General features: G+C 56.4%; 16 protein-coding genes and 2 pseudogenes. 4 read left to right on the forward strand and 14 right to left on the reverse strand.

All coding sequences use genetic code 11. From position 1 onward, the window contains the following. The first annotated feature begins 19 nt into the window (after nt 1-19). Nucleotides 20-1216, forward strand: a complete 1197-nt coding sequence (locus tag I6F09_RS34805) for an acyl-CoA dehydrogenase family protein (protein WP_225190040.1) — start codon at nt 20-22, stop codon at nt 1214-1216. Nucleotides 1217-1413: 197 nt separating this feature from the next. Here I6F09_RS34805 and I6F09_RS34810 read toward each other — a convergent pair whose 3' ends face one another. From I6F09_RS34810 to I6F09_RS34825, 4 genes and pseudogenes are all read right to left on the reverse strand, one after another. After that, nucleotides 1414-1887 carry a MarR family transcriptional regulator gene (locus I6F09_RS34810; RefSeq protein ID WP_225190041.1) on the reverse strand — a complete coding sequence of 158 codons (474 nt, stop codon included), beginning with the start codon at nt 1885-1887 and terminating at the stop codon, nt 1414-1416. Nucleotides 1888-2413: 526 nt separating this feature from the next. Next, nucleotides 2414-2615 (reverse strand): annotated as a pseudogene (locus I6F09_RS34815) (cold-shock protein). An 885-nt stretch (nt 2616-3500) separates the two neighbouring features. Further along, entirely contained in the window at nt 3501-3893 is a 393-nt protein-coding gene (locus tag I6F09_RS34820; RefSeq protein ID WP_225190042.1) for an avidin/streptavidin family protein, read from the reverse strand. 934 nt (nt 3894-4827) lie between these two features. Next, complete coding sequence (locus I6F09_RS34825; protein WP_225190043.1) at nt 4828-5697, reverse strand: isocyanide synthase family protein; 870 nt, start codon at nt 5695-5697, stop codon at nt 4828-4830. Nucleotides 5698-5883: 186 nt separating this feature from the next. Here I6F09_RS34825 and I6F09_RS34830 point away from each other — a divergent pair, with 186 nt between their 5' ends. Further along, nucleotides 5884-8520, forward strand: a complete 2637-nt coding sequence (locus I6F09_RS34830) for an EAL domain-containing protein (RefSeq protein ID WP_225190044.1) — start codon at nt 5884-5886, stop codon at nt 8518-8520. 18 nt (nt 8521-8538) lie between these two features. Here the strand turns inward: I6F09_RS34830 and I6F09_RS34835 are convergent, their stop codons facing one another. After that, nucleotides 8539-9516 carry a DMT family transporter gene (locus I6F09_RS34835; RefSeq protein WP_225190045.1) on the reverse strand — a complete coding sequence of 326 codons (978 nt, stop codon included), beginning with the start codon at nt 9514-9516 and terminating at the stop codon, nt 8539-8541. A gap of 1107 nt (nt 9517-10623) precedes the next feature. Between I6F09_RS34835 and I6F09_RS37805 the strand changes: the two are divergent. Then, nucleotides 10624-10756, forward strand: a pseudogene (locus I6F09_RS37805) (S26 family signal peptidase); the annotation flags it as partial. Nucleotides 10757-10937: 181 nt separating this feature from the next. Here I6F09_RS37805 and I6F09_RS34840 read toward each other — a convergent pair. Beyond that, nucleotides 10938-12899 carry an EAL domain-containing protein gene (locus tag I6F09_RS34840; protein ID WP_225190066.1) on the reverse strand — a complete coding sequence of 654 codons (1962 nt, stop codon included), beginning with the start codon at nt 12897-12899 and terminating at the stop codon, nt 10938-10940. An 866-nt stretch (nt 12900-13765) separates the two neighbouring features. Here I6F09_RS34840 and I6F09_RS34845 point away from each other — a divergent pair. After that, nucleotides 13766-14593 carry a WYL domain-containing protein gene (locus tag I6F09_RS34845; protein ID WP_225173065.1) on the forward strand — a complete coding sequence of 276 codons (828 nt, stop codon included), beginning with the start codon at nt 13766-13768 and terminating at the stop codon, nt 14591-14593. A 542-nt stretch (nt 14594-15135) separates the two neighbouring features. Here the strand turns inward: I6F09_RS34845 and I6F09_RS34850 are convergent. The 8 genes from I6F09_RS34850 to I6F09_RS34885 form a co-directional block, all read right to left on the reverse strand. Continuing rightward, nucleotides 15136-16329 (reverse strand): MFS transporter, encoded by a 1194-nt coding sequence (locus tag I6F09_RS34850; RefSeq protein ID WP_225190046.1) that lies wholly within the window; start codon nt 16327-16329, stop codon nt 15136-15138. After that, the gene (locus I6F09_RS34855) at nt 16326-16940 is read right to left on the reverse strand and encodes a hypothetical protein (RefSeq protein ID WP_225190047.1); all 615 of its coding nucleotides are present in this window, start codon (nt 16938-16940) and stop codon (nt 16326-16328) included. Before I6F09_RS34855 ends, I6F09_RS34850 begins: the two co-directional genes overlap by 4 nt. Beyond that, entirely contained in the window at nt 16940-17251 is a 312-nt protein-coding gene (locus I6F09_RS34860) for a chorismate mutase (RefSeq protein WP_225190048.1), read from the reverse strand. Before I6F09_RS34860 ends, I6F09_RS34855 begins: the two co-directional genes overlap by 1 nt. Next, complete coding sequence (locus I6F09_RS34865; protein WP_225190049.1) at nt 17248-18249, reverse strand: hypothetical protein; 1002 nt, start codon at nt 18247-18249, stop codon at nt 17248-17250. The genes I6F09_RS34860 and I6F09_RS34865 overlap by 4 nt, the downstream gene beginning before the upstream one ends. Next, nucleotides 18246-20168: an aminodeoxychorismate synthase component I gene (pabB, locus tag I6F09_RS34870; RefSeq protein WP_346730140.1), complete on the reverse strand. Its 1923-nt coding sequence runs from the start codon at nt 20166-20168 to the stop codon at nt 18246-18248. Before pabB ends, I6F09_RS34865 begins: the two co-directional genes overlap by 4 nt. Before the next feature lie 100 nt (nt 20169-20268). Next, nucleotides 20269-20880 (reverse strand): aminodeoxychorismate/anthranilate synthase component II, encoded by a 612-nt coding sequence (locus I6F09_RS34875; protein ID WP_225190051.1) that lies wholly within the window; start codon nt 20878-20880, stop codon nt 20269-20271. Nucleotides 20881-21194: 314 nt separating this feature from the next. Beyond that, entirely contained in the window at nt 21195-21470 is a 276-nt protein-coding gene (locus I6F09_RS34880) for a hypothetical protein (RefSeq protein WP_225190052.1), read from the reverse strand. Nucleotides 21471-21611: 141 nt separating this feature from the next. Then, complete coding sequence (locus I6F09_RS34885) at nt 21612-21923, reverse strand: protein rep (RefSeq protein WP_225143516.1); 312 nt, start codon at nt 21921-21923, stop codon at nt 21612-21614. Nucleotides 21924-21997: the final 74 nt, after the last annotated feature.

The following is a 21997-nucleotide window of genomic DNA, read 5'->3' on the forward strand; positions in this document are numbered from 1 at the left end:
ACACAAGGGAGAATGACCAATGGCTAACGACAATCTTGCTCGCAAGATCGATTCTGACATCTATTCTCGGCTGGATGCCGCGATTGATGCGACCGTAAAGGTCAATGCCGATCGCAATGATCTGGAAAGTCGCTTTCCAAGAGAAAATCTGAGGGCATTGGCGGAAGCCGGCTGGACCGGCGTGTTGAATGAAACACGCTTTGGGGGCCTCGCTCTTGGCCATGTTGATTTTGCCGAAGCCGCTTACCGGATCGGACAGGCCGATGCATCGACCGGCCTCGTCTATGTCATGCATGTCGGCGCGGCTCAGACGATCAGCCTGTTTGGTAACGACGACCAGAAGGAGCGCTGGCTCAAGGCGAATAATGGCGCCCTGCTTGGCACATATTCGACCAGCGAGCGCGCCACCGGTGGGCACTGGTGGTACAACCTCTCCGAGGCATCGCGCGAAGATGACAATTATCTCCTCAACGCAGAAAAGTCGTTCACAACGAGTTCCGGCCAAGCTGATTTCTATGTCGTTCAGACACGCAGCCCGGATGCCAAGGACCAGACCGACATCGTCTTCTTCATCGTCGACGGCAAGTCTGAGGGCATCGAATCCAAGCCCTGGGATGCGCTCGGGGTCCGCGGCAATCACTCAGGGCCTATCCGCTACAACAACGTGCGAGTGCCGCGGCGTGACCGGCTCGGCATCGAGGGGCAGGGCAAGGAGATCATCTACGATGGCGTATCGCCGGTCTATCTGATCGGCCTCGGCGCCGTCTGGGAAGGCGTCGCCCGCGGCGCATTGAACGCAGCCGTCAAGCACACCACGAGTTTCGTCCATAAGGACCGAAACAAGAGCCTGTCGGATTACCAGGCCATCCGGCAGGAGCTAGGTGCGGCAAAGGTACTCGTCGAGACGTTGCGGCCCTGGCGGCTGGAGCTTGCGTCAAGGCTTGATGAGCTCTGGCGGGCCGGTAAGCCGCAGAGTGAGATCCTGATTCCTTTGACCGAGTTCAAGGTGCATGCCGCCGAGGTTGCCAACAAGGTCGCCGCAGCGGCGCTTACGGTCACGGGAGGCTACGGCTACCACCGCGGACCCATCGAGCGCGCCTTCCGCGACGCGCGCGCAGCCATCGCCATGGGACCGTCGAATGTGATTGCTCGGGACTGGATTGGCAAGGCACTAGTCGGCCTTCCGCTCGAGCTATTCTACGAGGGCGGTGAGTAGTTCTAGGTCGAACCTCTGTCCTCCGGCAACCAATTGCGGTGTTCGGACCCGTGGCCGACTACCGCGAGAGCATCAGCGCGCCCGCTCGCACGGGCTTGAGTAGGTCGGCCCGCCGGGAGCGGGACGACGCACCGTCCGAAACGGATCTTTCCGGCTCAGAAGGTCTCTCGCGGGCGCGCATTCGTTCCAGTATTGTCTCAATCCGTCTCAGAGTTCAGCGCGGCGTGCAGCCGAGCCTTCTCCAACCGAGACCTGAGCCCGCTCAAACAGCCCGCCAGTTTGGCGAACTCCTGAATGCTGAGATAATCAAAGACGAACTGCTCGAGCTCTTCCTGCTGCCTTGCAATGCTCGCGAGGCTCTTGCGAGCAACGTCCGTTAGCGACAAAAGGACGTACCGGGCATCATTCGCGTCAGACTTCCGGCGCACGAACCGCTTGCTCTCGAGCTCCTTGGAATGCTTGGTGATGAAACCCGATTCAACTCTCATCAGCTTCGCGACAGCGTTGACGGGAACACCATCATCTTCTTCCAGTTCCGTCAGCGCCATCAAGATCATCATTTGCGGACCTGTAATGCCGAGCGCATTCGCCTGGTAGGACCGAAGATCGTCAAGACATATGTCGATCGATCTGATCTCCCATGTGAAGCGCCTCAGTAGATCCTGACTCACGCGCAGCTCCTTCCGGAGGCGTGTTGCTAATCCAGGCAGCTTGGGTGGCATCTGATCTCAGGAGCTCCATCCTCGAAACGATTGGCTGCTGGCCAGGCTCAACAAAGGGGACCGATCTTCGCTGATCGCTTCGACGTCCCAAGCGCCCGATCTAAAATCAATCGCCACACTCGGACGAGTTCGTTCCGATTCGATATCTAAGAGGAGGAGCCCCGGTCCAACTTGGACTGTACCACGTAACTTCACCTAATCGTCGTAATTAAATCCGTCAAATACTTGAGAATGTCCGCAGGATTTTCGTAGTTCGCGCCGCTTGTGCGCAGTTATTCTGCAGACATATCCTTGATGTCGCGAATCATAGACAGCGAGTTCGAGCTCGGGTTGCGCGCAGGAGCACCCGATCCACTGTGCCCACCAACGCCAGTATCAAACCCACTGCTTTCCAAGCCTGCTAGGATTTGGACGCATCGTCTCGCAGTGATTTGGTCCTTTCAGAGCGATGTCCGTCTCGACGAGGCAAGTCATCCTACACGGAGATTTCTGCCGGCACTTTACCCGAGTTGCCCGTCTTGCGCTCGAAGCTGATCCGGGGCGCCTCAGCAAGAGCGAGTGTAGCCCGCCTTCTCGACTGCCCTAATGTGCCCAAATACGTCGGCTTCGCCATCATCGGGCCTGATAAAGCCATAGCCCTTTGTCGCACTAAACCACTTCACAATGCCGGTTGCCACTACAATATCTCCATTTCAAACGAGGCCGATCCAAGCATGGCTTACAGAGGCATCAAGGTCTTGCGCGTAGGCCATACGCAAGTTGCCGGCACGTATGCAGCCACATCGTGGTCGCTAGTCAGCTTTACAGAAGGGCTAGGTGGACCGGCCATCACGCGTCCTCAGGCGCTTACGTCGGCGATGCCTGCGACTGGCGCTGTGGCCTTGTCGGCCCGGGGAAAGCGTGCGAAGCTTACTTGCGAGAGGTTTCTCACCGCTGCCTTCGAGCGCTCGCTCCTGAGAGGTCGGTAGGCCTGTCTGTTCCAGCAAAGCAAGAAAGGCCCGGCCTTTTTCCGTTATGATCCACTGTCCGGGTTCTCGCACAACCAGCCCTTGCCCGAAAATATTGAGATCCGGTGCCCGCTCTGCCAATCGCTTCATACGAGCCGTCCACTCCGGACCGCTGGTGTAGAACACCGCCAGGTAGTCCTTCAGGACGGCAAGACTCGCACGGCCGTCCGGTTGGCCAGCGAGAATTTTAAGTATCGAGACCTGAAAACTCACTTTCTCTAACCAAACGCGATAGCACCAACGCCGCACATCTTAGCGGCACCTGCCGGACCCCGCGCTGGACTTCAAAACAAGAACCTGAAAACAAATGCGTGATGTACGGATCATCCGACAAAGATTTGGATGAAGCTTAGACTGTCCTTTCAGATCTGGGGAGGCCCTTTTGACGCAATCTTAGGCCGTTCCTGGATGGCCTGCGGGCTGTCGAGCATCGAACTTGACTGATCGTGGACAGCCCAGAGCCTTGCGAAACAAGCTTGCGCGTGTCTCACGTCAGGTCGAAACTCGCGGGCGCGAGTTTTCGATCTAAGGTCGACCTCGCAAGAAAGCTGAAGACTACCATACGCGCGTGAATGTATCGGCGCCCTTCAGTTTGCTGGGCTTGCCGTTCTTATCAACGTAGAACAGCATCCATGATGTTGGCATTTGAGGACCGTTTATCTTTCCAACCCACCGGGTGAAAGAATTGCACTGACCAAAAGTAACAACAAAATATAGTCCGGTTGGACGGACGGCTCCCGAGACGGGATAAGGGATACCTTGGCAGGCAAACCCTTGAGCGTGGTTTGTAAAGGTCCCTTGTATGGCGCCGCCATTGGCGGACCAAACAAACAGTTCTGAGCCCCGTTGATTCTTCCAGTATGAGGGAGCAGGAAGCCCCTGCGCCCAGGCCTGACCGCCGGCCAAGAAAAACTGAGCGATCAACAAAAATGCCAGAAGTCTCTTCATATTGAAGCCCCAAAAGTGTTCGCCTAAAACTGGCAACTCGGATCACCAGTCTGATACAATCTGAGGTGACGTTCGCTGCTCTTATCTCGCGTTAAGCAAAGGATTGCGGCGCATATGCACTAGTTCGTGCTGGATCTCGACGGCGCTCCAGGCTCCGCGACTCTGCATCCGCAAGCCAGTCCGCCCAGCGGCCGAACTCCGAGCCATGATCGGTGGGTTAGCCGTCGTCATCGTCCTCGGATGGAGCTGCTTAAATACCGTAGAAAAGCCGGCCAAATGCAGGATTTGGGCGCGAATGTGCGTCTAGTTGCATTAATCGATCAAACGAAACGCCACCAATGTGAAGGTGGCACGACTTGCTCAGGTAAGAAAGGAGATTGTTCGTTCGTTGCGTACAGTGTTGCCGGAGCAAAGGCGCCCAAAGCGCTGGCAGAGTCAGTGTGCCGGCGCAGCCCGAACAGGGGCAAGCCGGATGGGAGATACAATGTTCGAACGCGATGGTGACTTGATCTCTCAACTTCTGCTCTACGCTATCCTGTTGCTTATTCTTGCGTCTCTGATGATTGCTGCATGGCAGACTGCAGGATGACCGAAACCAGATCGCCGCGAGTTGCTGAACGCTTTGACCGAGCGTGATCGTAGCTGGGATATCGGGTTCGGACGGCAACACTCCGCCTAACAATCAGTCCGCCGCCACGTAGATCCGATTCAGGTTCGTACCCGAATGTCAGCCCCAAACAAGCTCGCGCTCTTCATCGAGGGCGCCAATCTCCATGCAACCGCCAACCAAAGCTGCGAAAGCTGGCATGGCCCCATGGGTGCTCCATTGCGCTAAGCGTCCAGGCAGCCTCGTTCGCACACTTTAAGAGATGTGCATTTAGAGGGTGTCCAGCCGGGGACTGGCTCAACAAACTGTAGTGACGGGTACGCGAGCCTAACTTGCTTGCTGCTCGCAGGAGGCCGTAACTGGGAAGAGGAACCAAGGTTTGATGCTGATCCCTTTGCGAAGCGAATACATGTAAAAGATTGGAAGCCTTTGCGGAAAAAGCCCCCGAAATTCGCTTCCATTGAAGGTGATGAAAATTGAGTCAGGAAATGCACGTTCGACCGCGCGTTTTTCGACCATGTTCATCCGGTAATATTCTATTGCGCCCTCTTCACAACTTCCATTCCCACGATACCATTTCATTGCGCTGGTAAGCAGCCGCTGGAAGGTCGGCTCCGGTACGATCTCGTCGATAAAAGGACTTGTGTTATCCGCTTCCGCAGCCTTTGTGAGGTCGCCCAACCAACAGCTCTCGAAACCGCGTTCGCGGGCGCCATCCGCAACCTCATTAAAATATTGGCGTATGTCTTGTGATGAATGTCCGTTCAATTCCGCGTGGGTATCGGTGAAAATCAACCTTAGTGTCGCCCCGGGCGCATATACTTTACTGATCCGGCTGGTGAAGGCAGCCAAATAGTTCAGACATTCGAAGTCTGGCTTATCGATGTTGGACCGCGGACCTTTTCCCCAATAGAGCACAAACGGAACGGGATTTCTGACCGCAATTGATTTGGAAATGCTTTGCAACATTGCAATAGAGTTGTCAGGCTGCTCACGCTTAAATGCCCAGGTATTAAAGGCTTGCAGGACCTTTTCTGGCGCAATCTCCTTGGCTCGAGGAGTGACAGGCACCGCAATTTCGATTGATCCTTCAAATACTCCGTCAACTGCTTTGTTGCTAAAGGGTTGCGGACAAGCCGCTATTTCAGTGTTGGTTAAGGCGTCTTCTTTCGGACTAACCGCATCGCAACCCGACATATGAACTCCGAAAGAAGATCTTTTTATCGCGAGTTAATAATCCGTTATTTTTCTCAACGTCAACTCGGAAGAGCAGTGACCCATCTATTAAGGTTAACCTTCCACGCACCGGTGGCCGATCAATGAAGTTAAGTCGCCCGAAATATCCGACGAGTAAGCCCGGCCGATAGGGGGCCTGTTCTCGGCATGAATTTACAAATCCTAGAGCTGCCAAAGCTGATTGCTGAGCGTCGGAGCTCGGCAATTTTCGGCCTGGTGATCATCACCATGATGTGGGCAGGAGTTGTTGTAAAATACCTCGGCGATGTTCGGGGGGACGAAAGAGAGGCGCATCGAGACGCTCATAACTTTGCGCTGGTATTCGAAGAGAATGTTCTTCGATCAATCGGAGAAATTGATAAGGCGCTCTTATACCTACGACGGAGCATTGAGACCCGGAAAAATTCGGTTAGCTTTAGCGGCATTGCCAACACGACCGACGTGCTGAGCGACATCATCGTCCAAGTGGCCATTATTGACGACAAGGGAATTATGCGCGCGTCGAACAGCGGTCCTCAACCCGCGCCCGCCCTTGATCTGAGCGATCGCGAGCACTTTAGATTTCATCTGAACAGCATCGCGGATCAGCTTTTTATCAGCAAGCCGGTGGTTGGCCGTGCCAGCGGAAAATGGTCCGTGCAATTCACGCGGCGCTTCGTGAATAGTGATCAGACGTTCGGCGGCGTCGTCGTGGCCTCGCTCAATCCGGACCATTTGACGAAATTCTACAACAATATCAATTTTGGATCGGCGGCGGCGATCGCCCTGATCGGGAGTGATGGCGTGGTTCGTTCGAGTGGCGGGAGCGCGGTCGGTTACGCGCTTGGAGACGATCTTAGCGCAACACAACTGCTCGACCGAATGCGAGCCGGGATCGAAACTACATTTGAAAACATTGATCCCGCCAACAACGAAACGCGTTTCATTACTGTCCGCAAGGTCAAGGGCTATCCATTGTGGGTCAGCGTTAGCTTGAGCAGAAGCCAGATCATGGAAAGCTCTCGTAACGCCCTCAAGTTGAATTCGTTGGTGGGTACCATACTTACCTTGCTGGTTCTCATTGCTCTTGAGCAGCTTCTACGGATAGACGCGAAGGCAAGGCAAAAAGCGAATCAGCTTGACCTTACGCTCGAATATATGAACCAGGGAATTATGCTGGTTACTTATGATCAGCAGATTCCGATTATCAATCGTCGCTGCGGCGAGTTGCTCGATTTGCCCGCAGAGTTCATACAGAACCCACCAAGAGTCGATCAACTCGCCGAATACGAGACACCTACGGGCAAACTGACCGAGGCTTCTGTTCGGATCTTGGGAGATCTCGTCGCAGGAGAACTCGGCGTTAGCGAACGAACGATGCCCGATGGATCAATCATCGAGATTCGCAGGGAAAGTCTCCCCGACGGTGGGTTCGTCCAAACCTTCACTGACGTCACGAAAAGATCGCGCGCTGAAGCAGATGCAGTCCGCCTTAGTTCCGAGGATTCACTCACCGGTCTCCCAAACCGGCGGATGTTTCGCTCCATGCTCGACCAGATGAGCCACCGGCAACCATCGGCAGTAGACAACGGGCAGCCAGCGGCGGAATTCGCCGTCCTATTTCTTGACCTTGATCGTTTTAAAGCTATCAACGATACCCTTGGCCATCAGACCGGTGACTTGCTGCTGCAGGAGATGGCCCGGCGCTTAAAGAATACGCTCGGTGCAAATGAAGTGCTGGCACGGCTCGGCGGCGATGAATTCGCAGTTGTTGTGCCGACGGTTGAGTCTCGACCAGCGATCGCGTACCTGGCGAATAGCATGATCGAGGCGGCACAGAAGCCCTTTGAGATCGGAGGTCACCGAATCCGTTCTGGCATCAGTGTAGGTATCGCCATTGGGCCGTGCGATGGAGTAAATTGCGACGACCTTCTGATTGCCGCCGACCTGGCACTATACGCGGTCAAAGCCGAAGGACGTGGTAGCTATAGATTCTATCATGCTGCAATGAACAGGGAGCTTAGGGAACGACGGCAGCTAGAGATCGATCTGCGCGAGGCGATCGAGCAAAATGAGATGGAACTATATTATCAGCCCATCATCAATTTGCGGAGCAACATCATAACCGGATTCGAAGCCTTGGTGCGATGGCGCCATCCTGTCAATGGCATGGTACCGCCGACAACCTTCATCGCGGTAGCGGAAGATACTGGACTGATTCAACCTCTTGGTGAATGGGCGCTGAGAGAGGCGTGCCGCTGCGCCGCGCACTGGCCGAACAATCTTAAGATAGCGGTCAATCTTTCCCCGATTCAGTTTTCAGCTTCCAATCTCTCCGAGGTCGTGAGGCACGCCCTTGAGGAAACTGGACTTCAGCCGCATCGACTTGAGCTTGAAATTACCGAGGGAGTATTCATGACCAATAATGAATCGACCCTATCTACCCTGCGTCAGTTGAAGCAACTCGGCGTCCGCATTTCGTTGGACGACTTCGGTACGGGGTATTCCTCTCTGAGTTATCTCCGCAGCTTCCCATTCGACAAAATCAAGATAGATAGGTCGTTTGTTTCTGACCTTGCTGAAGGCACAGAGCACGTTGTGATTGTGCAAGCCGTGGTGAGTATTGCTCGCGCGCTGGGAATGACGACGTTGGCAGAAGGCATCGAAACCGTCGGACAGTACGATTTTCTCGCGGCGCTCGATTGCGACGAAGGGCAAGGCTATCTGTTCAGTCCGCCTGTTCCAATAGCGACAGTTCCTGAAATGATTGCCAAATGGTCGCCCGGGCGCAAATTTGTCGCCTAGAGCTTGGGACCCGCTCGTTTACCCAGCGACTTTCTGAAGGCTGGATTCTCCAGTTTGTTCACCGAAGATCGGCTTCTTGGTTGGTCTCCGAGCCTCGTGAACGAGCAGGAACAGGCCCGATGCAACAACAATGCCGGACCCGATCAGAAGAAAAAGCGTCGGTACGTCGCCCCAAACGAAAAATCCGATCGCAAGTGCCCAGACGAGCGTCAGGTAATAGAATGGCGAGACGGCGGCCGCCGGGGCTAGGTGGAGCGCCTGCGTCCAAAAATATTGTGCCGCGGCGTTTGTAAGACCGCTCAGGATCAACATGATTGCGTCAGCCGGCGCTGGCACCCGGAATCCAAACAGCAGTAAGAAGGAGTGAAAGAAGGTTACCGTAAGCATCTGCCACATCAACAGCGTCTTTGCAGACTCAGTTGCGGTCATTCCGCGAACGGCAACCGTGACGCTGCCATACATAACCGCGTTTGCCAGCGCAAATAATGCGCCAATCTGCATCGAATCTGCGCCTGGATTTACCACAACGATGACCCCCACGAATCCCGTTACCAGCGCACTCCAACGCGCGATTCCGGCACGTTCCTTAAGCCAGATCAATGACAGCAAGGCCGCCCACAACGATGCAGAAAAATTGATCGCGATCGCTCCTGCAAGGGGCATCAGACTAACGGCGATGACGGTGAACGTTTGCGAGATCGACTGCGACAGCCCGCGCGCAAGGTGGGCGCGGGGCCGCCGAGTGTTAAAGACTGACATGCCCGTTGCCGGGAGGATCAATGCGGCGCAGAGGACAAACGCAGAAACGGAGCGAAAGAACATAACCTCGCCGACGGGATAGAGAGCGGCTTGCCATTTCGATAGTGCGCTCGATAATGCGAACATCACGCTCGCGGCGATCATGCAATATATTCCGCGAACAACGTCATCCTTCCGTAAGCCGGGAATGGCCGTCGGGTTCTGTGGATGGCCGACGGTGTCCGTAAGATCGCTCATCATGCGTTTCCATGAAATTGGAAGATTGCGTCAGCGTTTGCCGCGCGACTATCGCTTGCGAGCCACTAGCAAACCCTAGTCTCGCTTAGCTTAAGTCTTAAGAAAGTGTTATTGGTAACAGAAACAATTCTTGGTTAATTTTCGCGAAGCATGGCGGCGTCCTTGCAGAACAGCCCAGCCAATCACGCCCTTGCCTAGCCGCGTGCCCCAGGTAATTGCCGAGCAAATGCCTAAAAGTGTTCATTTTCTTCCAACCAAATCTGGAGCCATTCCGGATAGGTTGCCGAGACCGAAATCTGAATTGGGTGGGAGCGGAAATAGTGAAAGTTGAGCTTAACGACCCGCGTTCCGGCAAGGGATGTAAAAGTCTCGTCTCTGCACCCTTGATATGCTTGGACGGAACGTGGTGGGCAATCGATTTCAACGATCCAGATCTAGAAGTTTATTTGAAGCGGTCGGCTCGCTGCGGCCTTGTGCCGGCAGCTGTGCGTGAACGGAAGACCATTAGTGGACCCGAACTGCCGACCATCATGCCGCGCGACGCCGCGTGCGGCGCTGGCATTGCTAGCGGAATCAATGACAAGACAGGCATGTGACCGACTTGCGATATTACCCCGCGGCATCCAAGTCCGTCACATCGTCTTGTTGTTCAGCGCCAAGGGTAACACCGATATCGATCAAATAGGTCGAAGGTCTATCGGCAGGTCCATCGGAGCCCCGAAGGCGCCGCCCTGCCGCAGCAGGGCATCCCGCAAATAGCGAACCAACTTCCACGATGATAATTTGCGCGGTTCTTTGGGGACGACTAGCAGCATCAACGTTCATCAACCAGCTTCAACCGCTGGCGTTGCGCGACTTCTGAACCTCGTCGAGTAGACCAAGCCGCGTGACTCGCGATGCGTGCCGCAGTCAAGAGGCCATCTAAGCCAGAGGCCGGAAGGGCGTCCTACCGGCTCACCTCAGGTTCGGCAATAAGCCCTGCCGCGACAATCGTTCCATGCTCTATAAGGGCCTACCGCGCCTGTTCGCCGAGCTCGCCTGGTGCGCGGCGGTCGGCATCAACGCCTGTTGCACGATCTCGGCCGCATCGAGCTTCTGCCCCTCTACCACCGCGGTCTTGAGCCGATCGATGCTGGCGCCCCTTGCCATACCCTCGAGCCGAGCGAGGTCTTCCTCATAAACCCGACTGTCCCGGACAGCTTGGACGGCCCGCTATTTCGGCGCGCTTCCCGTTACCTCGAATCCAGCCACAAGAGCTTTTTGATAAAGGCAGGCGGCTCCGTCAAGAATTGTCAACTACTAGCATCGCCAGTTGCCGCCGGGATGACGAGCAAGCGACAGCTGTCGCCCAGTCCTGCTGAGCACTGAACCGATGAAGAAGCTTCAACTCGAGATGGGGGCAACGGTTTGTACAGGGCGTTTCAAGCGGCAGGTGTCGACCATTGCTTATTTTGATCGAGCAGGGCGAAGACGCGGTCGGCTGATACCGGCCGACCGATGAGATATCCTTGGACTTCATCACAGCTCGTTTGGCGCAAACACCCGAGCTGCTCGGTAGTCTCGACGCCTTCCGCGACCACGCCAATGTGCAGATCCTGCGCCAGCGTGATTATTGATTTTACGATCGCCGCGCTATCCGGCCGTGTCAGCATGTCGCGTATAAAGGACTGATCGATTTTGATGCGGGTGTAAGGCAATTTCAGCAAATAGGTCAGCGACGAAAATCCTGTTCCGAAATCGTCGAGCGCCACCGTCACCCCCAATTGCAGGAGTGAGTTCAGGATCGATGATGCCGGCCCGTACTTTGAAATCAGCATCGACTCCGTTATTTCGATTTCGAGTCGGCTAGGGGCAACTCTGGCCTCCGCCAAGGCCTGCACGATTGTTTGCAGGATGCTGGTGTTATGGAATTGAGCTGCCGAGAAATTCACGGCGACCCTGAGATCAGAGGGCCAGTTCGAAAGCGTCGAGCAGGCGCGTCGGACCACCCACTCACCGAGCGGGTGGATCAAGCCGGTTTCTTCGGCAATCGGAATGAACTCAGTCGGCGAAATGACTCCCCGGACAGGGTGTTGCCAGCGCAGCAAGGCCTCAAAGCCGGTTACTCTGTTCTCGCGAATATCAAAGAACGGTTGGTAGACGAGAAAAAGCTCGTCTTTCCCGATCGCCTCCTCCAGATCCCGTTGCAGCGCCCTGCGATCGCGCGCTGATTTGTCGTCGCTGACCTCAAAGAAGCGAACCGTTCCGGGCCCCGCTTTTTTGGCGCGATAGAGCGCAAGGTCGACATTTTTCAGGAGCTCATGAGACGTATTGCCGTCGCGCGGGGCCAACACGATCCCGACGCTCATCGCGCCCGCGATCTCGCATCTTTCGATCAGGAATGGTTCACCGAAAGCGCCGACGAAGCGCTCGGCGATTTCCAACGCGTCTTGGACTTTGGCCAGATTGGTCACGATCAGCGCAAATTCGTCCCCGCCGATCCGCGCGACAGTATCGGTCTCACGCGCGCATCTTTGCAGTCTCGCCGCGGCCTGAACGAGGAACTCATCTCCTGCGGGGTGGCCGAATTTGTCGTTCACTTCCTTAAAGCGATCGAGATCAAGCAGAAAGACCGCGAATTCCTCTCCCGAGCGAGCCAACCGGTTGACGGCGGCTTCGAGGCTTTCGTTGAAGGCGAAACGGTTCGGCAAGTGGGTAAGGGGATCCCGCCGGACCCTCCGTTCGGCTTCCAATTGAGCAATGGTGCGTTTCGTAAATTCGAAAGAATGGGCGAAAACGCCGCGCAGAAGCACGAAGCCATAGGCCACAACGAGAATAGCGACGAGCAGATAGACGAAATCGCCATTTCTGCCGAGGCAGATTGCCGTACCCACAAAAATCGGAGCCGTGAATGAAACCGCCGCCACCGGAATCGTAGCGAAGGCGAATGCTCCGCCGGCGAGCATCCCGGAGCAAAGACATGTGATCACGAGTTGGCCGCCATTCGAGGCCTCGGCGAAGAAAGCTACCGGAACGACCGCCCAGGCGGTTCCAAGAACGAGCGCATTTCGCACCAGCCGATGCATGGCCTGTCGGGAGACGAACTGCGGCTTCGTAATCCGTCGTGATAAACTCGCCTTCAGGCCTATCGATAACGCGCCGCAAACCACGGCAGCTGCCCAGATCAGGGCATAGTTTCTGTTGGGCGAGTGCCAGAGGGAAATTGCAAGCACCGTCGCATTGCAGGCGTTGGCAAGCATTATGCCCAGGGAATAGCCGAGCACGAGGGAGATCTGCTCCGCGCGAATGTGCCCTGCGACCGTTTCATCTGTCGCAGGGCCGCCGAAAGCCGCCAGATCCCCCGCGAATAGCTTCGAGACATACGAGCTCAGATATGTCCTCATCTCGGACCCCCGCAGGACTGGCTCTAACGTTGCTGGCCAGTGCTGGAAGGTCGCGGCAAACATTTGAGAAAAGATAAATTCTTGAAGTTCGCCACGCCCGGCGGCATGGGTGGCCGAACTCATTATTTAGCGGTGGCGAAGGCGGGGCAGGGCGCCGGGCTGACCTCCCGTGTCCTCTATCACCGCGCGCGGGGCACAGTTCTATACATTGCGTACTGACCTGTGCCTGTAATCGATCGCCGAATTCAGCTAACCGGCCATGATGGCAGCTTGCGCGCTAACCTGTCGGTGCCGATCGTGGACGCCCCACATCTCGCCGCTTTCCTGCGACATATCCGATAGAACGAAGCAATGCTGCGCGTTCACCCCAAGAAACGCGCGATGCGAACGCAAGGCCAGGTCTAATATCGCCCAGGCCAATAGAGGTGATGTGTGGACGTTTGGTCATCGCCGCCTTCGTCTACGCCAGAGCCTCAGTCGCGTAGCCGCACATCATCTGCCCACCAATCGGCGCTTAAGGCAACGCTGTGGCTGCAGCGATAGTCGGCGCAAAAGACGATGACGCCGCGGACACCCATCTCGCGCACCTCGGCGAATGTGAGGAGCGGGCGACCATCGGCGTGGGTGGGAGTGTGGCGACGGACAGGGCCGGGCATGCCCGCTATTGCGCAGTAAACCCAAGCAGATCGCAAACTATCAATTACTTGTAGCCCAGGGCGCCCTCGGGCCGCTGCTCATTGTGGCTGTGGGCAAACGTAGCGCGGGCCAATTGCCTCCTGCTGGATGTTCGAGTTGGAATTCTTGCTTTGGTTGTATCGTCCACTACAATCGCAGGAAAGGAAGTCCGAAGTGCAGGGGAGGGTGCCGTGGTCAGTGTGTTCTCAGACGTTCGCGCGTACTTCCAGTCTAAAGCCGACAATGCGCCGCCGCCGCCAATAGCCACGGCGGTAAATTTGGCTGCACCTGCCGCCGACCACGGGGACGAAGTCGTCTCGCGCAAATCGCCTGGTTTGATTGAGCATGCTGAGGGCCAATCATTTGTCCTGCATTATAGAGATTCCGATGGACACTTAAGCGTTCGAGCAGTCAGCGTTTGGGCTATTCGCCACACAGACTATGGTGTTCCGGTTTTGGTCGCAAAATGCCATCTTAGGAAGGCCACACGCTACTTTCGCGTCGATAGAATTGAAGCTGTCGCAGATTTTAATGGCGTGATTATTGAGCCCACAACCAAGTTCTTGAACGACACTTTCGGAGTTGTCTGGCCGCCGTCAGATGAAGCACTTGTTCAAGCCGACGAGTTTCAAAGGAGGTGGTCGCGCTTGAGGGGAATATGCAGGGAAAACGGGGGTATTCTCCTCGCCGCGGTCGGATTGGCCGACGGTGAACTGATCCCTGATGAGGTTGGAGCCATATTAGATTACGTAAAGACATGTTGTGCGCGCATGAAGTTTGAATTTGGGGAGAACGAGGAGAATCGCTTGCGACTATACGTTGGCCGGCTTCGACCTACCGCAGAATTAATCGATCGCGAGATCGAGCGCTTGACGCAGGATGATCCCAACCGAGTCGTCGCCACGCTATCGGCGTGCGCGAAGGTGATGGAGGCGGATGGCGATATCCATCCCGCAGAAATCAAGGTTCTGGACCAATTTTCGAGGGAGATGACCGGGTTGCCGCTGCAATATCCTTGATGGTCCACTATGCCGCCCCGACTCAGGCGCGCCCTTCCGCAGCGCAATTGCGCTTTGTGGAGGCGAGCATGCCAGCGACCCTGTACAGGACCACTGATGAGACGGCGGCACGCGGTGGCTTCGCGGTCGAACTCCACAATCCGGTGGATCGAGCCTTTCGAGCGCCCGCAGCGCGGGAGCAACGCAACTGACTAATCGACGCTGGATCATGTCACGATAACCAAGCGTATCTGAAATCTCTTGCTTCGCATCCTCAACGGCGAGTTCGAACGCATCTTTTAGGGCAGAGAGCCGAAAATAAAACTGCGTCACCGACAGCAGTGTACCTGGTTCAGTTGATGCCAGCGCCCCTCAGACGCCAAGGGCGGCCTCTTGGTTGTTTCGCACGAGGGCGAAACGCGTCGCGGCTCCGTTCCAGATACTTAGCACGCGACGAAAATAACGTTTGAGGCTTCCAATCTCCTTCACAACCTTTGTCGCAGGCAAATGCAACCGTATTTAACTCCGGGACGGCGACAGCTCTATCTTTAAGGGATATCATCTCAGACATCCTGCAGACGTGGCTTCAGAAGTGCTGCATCACGCATGAAGGCAACACCCAGCGCGATGCCGATGAGGCCAATCAGGATTGATGCCGTAGCCAGGGACGTGATGCCGCTAATCTCTACGATGATGCCGCCGAGAAAAGCACCGATGGCGATCCCTGCGAAGGTGGTCGAGCTGTTCATTGCCAGGACCAGTTTCGACCTATCTCCGGCCAGACCGAGAAGCCGGTGCTGGATCGGGACCAGATACATGTAGCTCACGTTGCCCCAAAGGAAAGCGATGAGCACGGTGAGGGTCCCATGCTGTCCGAACGCAACCAAACCTACGAGCAGAATGAGTTGGGCACCTACGGCCGCGATGAGCACTTTATAGGGTCCAAAACGGTCAGTCAGAACGCCGCACGCAGCGTTTCCGGTCACGGCTCCGAAACCATAGGCAAAGAGCGCGGCCGAGAGCAGCGGCACTCCGACAAACAGAGAGCCAATGATGAAGACGCTCACATAGGAATAAACGATGAACTCGGAAACGACGATGAACAGCGTCACGGAAAGGAGACCGTAGATGGTCTTGGGGAAGCGTTTTGAGATAGGGGCGTTTTCGCGCTCCGGCGCCTTGTCAGGTATTCCAGACATCATTGGAGCGAAGATTATCAATGCGAGAAGTCCAGCAATGACGACGAAACCGAATGAGAAGCGCCAGCCGATAGCATCAGCGATCCAGCTTGTGGCGGGAACGCCCGCAACCTGTGAAACGGTCATGCCGCCGAAGATCAGGGACAACGCGAACCCTTTGCGGGCTGGCGGCAGGAGCTCCGCGGCCAGCGCGGTAGCCGCCGGGGTGAACATCGCGGCGCCGTGGGCCGAAATGACGCGACCTGCCGCAAGGGCTAGGAAGTTCGGAGCGATCGCGCAGATCAGGTTACCGATGATGAAGATCGAAACGGACAGAATCTGAACATTGCGGCGGCTCATGGCCTTGAACATCCAGGCATTCAGCGGAGCGAAGATGGCGTAACAGAGCGCGTAAATCGAGATGATCCAGCCCGCCATGCCAGTCGAAATTGCAAGATCACGAGAGATCGCATCGAGCGCCCCAATGATGACAAACGTGTCCAGCCCGATAGCGAACGCAGCAATGGTCAGAGCCGCAATGACGAGTTTCGTTCGCGCGCCGGGAGGGGATGAGGTCATGAGGGGGCTGGTACATGTCGTTGTGATGCGTTTCCAGGCAGCAGCATATGCAACTCAGGATAGGGACTGGCGATGATCGTACCTGAGTAGCGGGGACGCGGGCCGTATAGTAGCCACGTCGTCACCACCTCACCGATCTCCTGTACGATCTCAAGCTTGTCGGGATGTTCGAGCACCGATCTGCTGTAAGCAACCCCGGCATCATACACGCCTTCAAGCAGTTTTTTCTCGACAATCGGCTTTGTTGTTTCGAATATCAGCTTATTCCATGCTTTTGGGTCGATATACCCCATCGTTGGCTCAGGTAGCCCTAGCGTCCGAGGCTCCTTCACATCCTTGCGTCTAACGACCGCGATGCTCTGGGTGGGCAGTATGAAGGTGTCGACCACCTGAAGACGATCTCGAAATTTCTCGGTCACGAGATGGACATTTAGGTGCGCGCTGCACTGAAGGACGTAGCTGTCTCCGCGATCTGCGGCCTCGCCCGCCGCAGTCACAAGATCGTCGACGAGTATGATGTCGCGCGCCTCGATCCTTTGGAACTCAAGATACTTCAAGCTCGCATGATGATGACAGCTTCTCGCTGGGCCAAGCGTGTAGATGCGGACCATCAGGAGACGACTTTCTGCTCGTCTATGATCATCGCTTCGAGCTCGCAGGCTTCTCCTATGATTAGCGCATAGAGATCTTCGGTGAATTCCTTGCGCAAGCCACGTTCTGCCCCAATCTCGGCGCAACGTGCCTTTACCTCTGCAACGCGATCGGGTTGCATCATGACGATTCCACGTTCCTTCTTGTAGCGTGCGACCTCAGCGCAGACGGAGAGTCTTTGGCTAATTATCTCCACCAGTTGGTTGTCCAGCTTGTTGATAAGGTCCCGAAATGGCAGAAGACCGGCGTTGGGGCTCGAGGTGACCGTCATGTATGGCTCCTGTCTATTTCCTTGATTCCAAGTCGCAGGCCCGCGGCTAGATGCTTTGCGCAGGCCAACAACGTGTCCAGGCCGTAGCCGCCCTCCTGTATGATGCAGATCGGCTTGCCAGTAGCAGCCAATGCCAGACCGATTTCTCGGTAGATTTCCGGCGGAAGCGTCCAACCGCCATGCGGATCTCCGACGACGATATCGAAGCCCATACTGACAACGAGAACATCCAGCCTGGTGGCCCAATCGGATTGCAGAATCCCAAGAAGCGCCGACATGTATTCTGCCGGACTTGGGGCGGCCGGAAATTCCACGTACTTGTGACTGTCGAGTGCTGGTCGAAGTTGCGGGATCCAGGGAAAATTTACGTCAGTCCGGGCGTGCAGGCTGGCGAAGGCGATATCTGGATGTGCGCTCAGCACATCGCTAGTTCCATTGCCCGGGTGGAAATCGAGGTCAAGGATCGCCAGCTTCCGGAGGCCCGATTCGCGCAGGCGCAGCGCCGCGACGCCGACGTTATTCAGGAAACAATACCCACCCATGAAGCTATGGCCAGCATGGTGACCGGGCGGCCGACATAGTGCGTAACTTACTGGGCTTCGCTTTGAGGCAATTGTGGTCGCCGCTGCGAAGCCGGTAGCGGCGGACAAAAGCGCGCGCTGATAGCTTCCTGTGTCAACGGATGTGTTCTGCGGCACACCGGGCGCGGCATATCTTCTGGCAAGCTCGGTGATTTCCGGCTCTTGTGGATGTGGCCTTAGCCGGAGTGCATCAAGGTAGTCCGAATCATGAAGGGTTCTCAGGACTGACACTACCTTGTCTGGGACGTTTTCAGAGAGCGAGATAAACTGCACGCCAGGTGAGCTCTCCAATCCGGTCCGGATCTCGTTGAGACGGTCCTCGACTTCTCTTGAGGGTTTGATAGTTCCCGCCGCATGAGCGATAAGGCCCTCAGGGCTGGAGGAGGCTGGTGTCACGTGAACCGTTAGCCAGGTCACGGAAGCCTCCTTCGTCGCCGCTCTCCAGCCGATGTGAAGCCCATGCTTTCATAAAATGCGACCAGCCTCTCGGCGCCGGGACGGTCGGTCAAGGGAAGAGACACCTCGATCATGGGCCATCCCCGCGCCCGCGCCTCGCGGTCCACCGCAGCCAGAAGCCGTCTCCCATTTTGAGCCGAGCGATAGCGCGAATCAACCCAGAGCTCCTGCAGGATTCCATAATGGCCTGAAGCCCTGATCGCGGTGACCTGGGAGACGACCGCAATGCCGATCATTTCGCCGGTCAGCACATTCTCCATGATCAAGGCAAACCCAAGCCGTGAATCCGTCGCGATTTGCCCAGCGACGCTGACTGCCGCTTGCGGATCGAATTGCGACCCCGGTCCTCGTAGCTCCGTGAGAAGCGTATTGACGCATTGTGCGATCGTGTTCCGGTCCTGGAATGTCGCGAGGCGGACACGATGAGCGGAATCGGGTACAGCCTCCTCGCCAGCATCGTGATCCGCTCCATGGATCTCGGCGCTATGATCCGGGTCGCCTGTCAAGGCCTCGACAATCGCACGGATCGGCTGACGTGCCTTGAGGAGTATCTCTTCGAACTCCGCCTCGGGGTCAGACAACGCGACGACGGCCCCGCCGCAGCCGATGCTCAGGTGGCCTCCCCGGCAGATGATCGTCCGAATGACGATATTCAGGTCCAGCTCGCCGCACACAGACAAATAGCCGATCGCCCCCGAATAGATTCCTCTCGGCGCCTCCTCCAGTTCATCGATAATCTTAAGGGTACGGATCTTAGGCGCGCCCGTCATCGACCCGCCCGGAAAGCTCGCAGTAATACAGCGGATGACATCCTCGGGTGACGGCAATTCGCCACGGATGGTGCTGACCAGTTGGTGCACGGTCTTGTAGCTTTCGATGTGCATGAGGCTTGGCACATGAACACTTCCGATGCGGCAGACGCGACCAAGATCGTTCCGCATGAGGTCCACGATCATGAGATTTTCGGCCCGGCTCTTCTCGTCCAAGCGCAATTCTTCAGCGATCCGGTCGTCTTCGTCCGGGACTTCGTGTCGAGGCGCGGTGCCCTTGATAGGCTTGGTCTCGACAACGAGGTTGCGATCGATCCGCAGGAATCTTTCCGGGGAAGAGCTGGCAACGCAAATATCTCCAAGCCTGAGGAAAGCGGAGTATGGGGCCGGATTTCTCCGCCTTAGGATCCGATACAGGTTGAGCGGGTCGATCTCTGTCTCGACGGTGATCTCGTTGGTCAGACAGATCTCGTAGGTCTCGCCAGCTCGGATCTTGGAAAGGCATCTTTCGATGTTTTGCAAGTATCGGACCCGTCCCTGACGAAGCTTGAACTGAATTGGACCCCAATTTGCGTGGAGGGAGGACGGGGAGACGCCAGCAGCAGGTTCAATGCCTTGGATCTCCCGCTCGGTCTTGCTGATCCAAAGGGCAGCATCGTCGGACAATCCCGTCTCGGTGTCGGGATAGAGCGCAACGATGTGGATGCGGCCATTCTCATGATCAAAGGCGAGGAATCTTGTGCAGAAGATGAAGACTGCATCCGGATATTTCGATGGTCGTGAGCTGACGCCGCAGGTGAGTGACTTCAGTTCATAGCCGAAATAGCCCACGTGGCCACCTTTGAAGGGAATGTCTTGCACATCAGCCTGATCTTTCAGCTTGTGCGCGGCACGTCTAACGGCGAGAAATTCGAAAATCGATTTGGAGATGATCATTGGTGATGCCTCGCCGTCGCGAGTGATCCCAATTTCCTGGCGAGTTGCATCGTAGCATGCCAGATAGCTGCCCGGCCCGCCAAGCCCTCCCATGAAGGACCACCGCGACACCCCGGGCACCAGCATGCTGCTGTCCAGCCAGAAAGCAGGCTGCGCACCACCAAAGAGACGCACGAAAACATCCTCAGCGCTTGCGGTGCATGAGGCCGTTGAACTTCTCGCCCTATACGTCGCCGTCTTGAAGAGAAGGTTGCTGGCGCGCGGGACGTTCATTTCAGGACCCCGCCAGTGCTCTGAGCGAGGATGGGGGCGCGGACGAGGCGCACAGATCAGAGAGGAAGTTGGCAAAAAGTTCTCGCCCGTATTGGGAGCAGATGGATTCCGGATGAAACTGCACACCGTAGTGAGGCGCCTGCCGATGGCGTAGCCCCATAATGACGCCATCCTCACACATAGCACTACATTCAAGGCATTCCGGAAGGTCGCTTGTCACTGCCAGAGAATGGTATCTGGTCACATTGAAAGAGCGCGGCAGCCCTTCGAATAGGCCCGTTCCGGAGGTTGTGATGCTGCGGATCCGGCCATGGAGCGGCTCTGGTGCGCGGGCAACGGATGCACCATGAAAATGGGCAATGCATTGATGTCCCAAGCACACGCCCAAGACCGGAACGGCGCTCCCGGCCAAAACATCCATCGTCGAGCCGACATCCTTGGAATTTTGAGGACTTCCTGGGCCGGGTGAGAGAATGATCCGCTCATGAGGTATTTTGCGGATTTCGCTCCATGGCACTGTGTTATCCAAGACAATGACTTCCTTACCATTCACCTCGCCGACCATCTGGGCAATGTTGAATGTAAAGGAGTCGAAATTGTCGATCAGGATCACCGATCTCTCAAAGCCTCTCTCGTTTGCTGGCATCTCCATTTCCTGCTGCGCGCGGCTAATCCCATACAACGGAGAACTCCGCTGCGGTGAACGGCAGCGGCATGACCCAGCGTCGCGGTAGATGCGTGCTTCTCTGATCTGCTACGGCTCGAGAAGGCGCAGGGCGTTACTCTGCTGGATCCTACCTGAGCATGCTGTACTTTTGCCGCTGACACGTCAGCTCATTATGTCCATTGCGAGAGCCGACTTTGGTCGCTGCGAGAGTCTTTGTACCTGAGCTTGATCAGGCCAGCATTCGTTATCCGATTGTCCTCCTATCTCTCATCTCGATCAATCACCAGTGCTGGTAGTTGACGGGGGCGCAAAGCTACCGGGCTAAGATTCCGCCATATTGAAGAGGCTGCCATCGGCGCCCTCATCGTGAAGGCGAAGTAGATCGCATTCGGCGCGAATGTCGGCGGAGAGTTCTTCTCGATCGCCAGCTGTGGCAAGCGCAGCACGTTCGGAAGCCACCGCTTGTCGGCCCGCAACCGCTCGGCGGCTTCCGCCATCGCGGGCTTCTTCAAGTAGACGAGTTGCGCGACCGACATGCCTACGCGGACGGCATCGACGATAACCGCCGTATCACCGGTCCAAGGTCGTTTGCCGCGTCGGCTGCCAGTGCGGCGCCATATCCAGCGAGACCTCCTCAAAGAGTGCCTCGGCGTGCGTACGCGTCCGGTGACTTTCAATTACCCACAAATGCTTGGCTCGACCGCGATCCGATCGAAAAAACTTGAAACGGATGAATCGCTTGTGATTCGTTGTCGGGCAGCCACCGCAAACCTTTGCCATCGTTGGGGTCGAACAGCTCGCGGGTGTGAGCACCCCACGATGGCGGGGCTTCCGCCGACCTTCGTGTAGAAGATCGCACCCGGCTTGAAGCAGTACTTGAGGGCTTCCTGCAGCGACTTGCGACCCGTGACGGTCAGCGGCGCGAAGCCGCCGCGCATCTTCTCGATCCGGACCATCGGGTCGTAGTCGGCGCGAGGCTTGCCTTCCAAGCCGCGCGCAGCTTTTCAAAAGAGAGATATTCCTTGCTGCCAGGCTCGAAGTAGCTGGGGCCGACGATAAAGAT

This window comes from Bradyrhizobium sp. IC3195, from assembly GCF_020193585.1.
In the GTDB taxonomy this organism is placed as follows: domain Bacteria; phylum Pseudomonadota; class Alphaproteobacteria; order Rhizobiales; family Xanthobacteraceae; genus Bradyrhizobium; species Bradyrhizobium yuanmingense.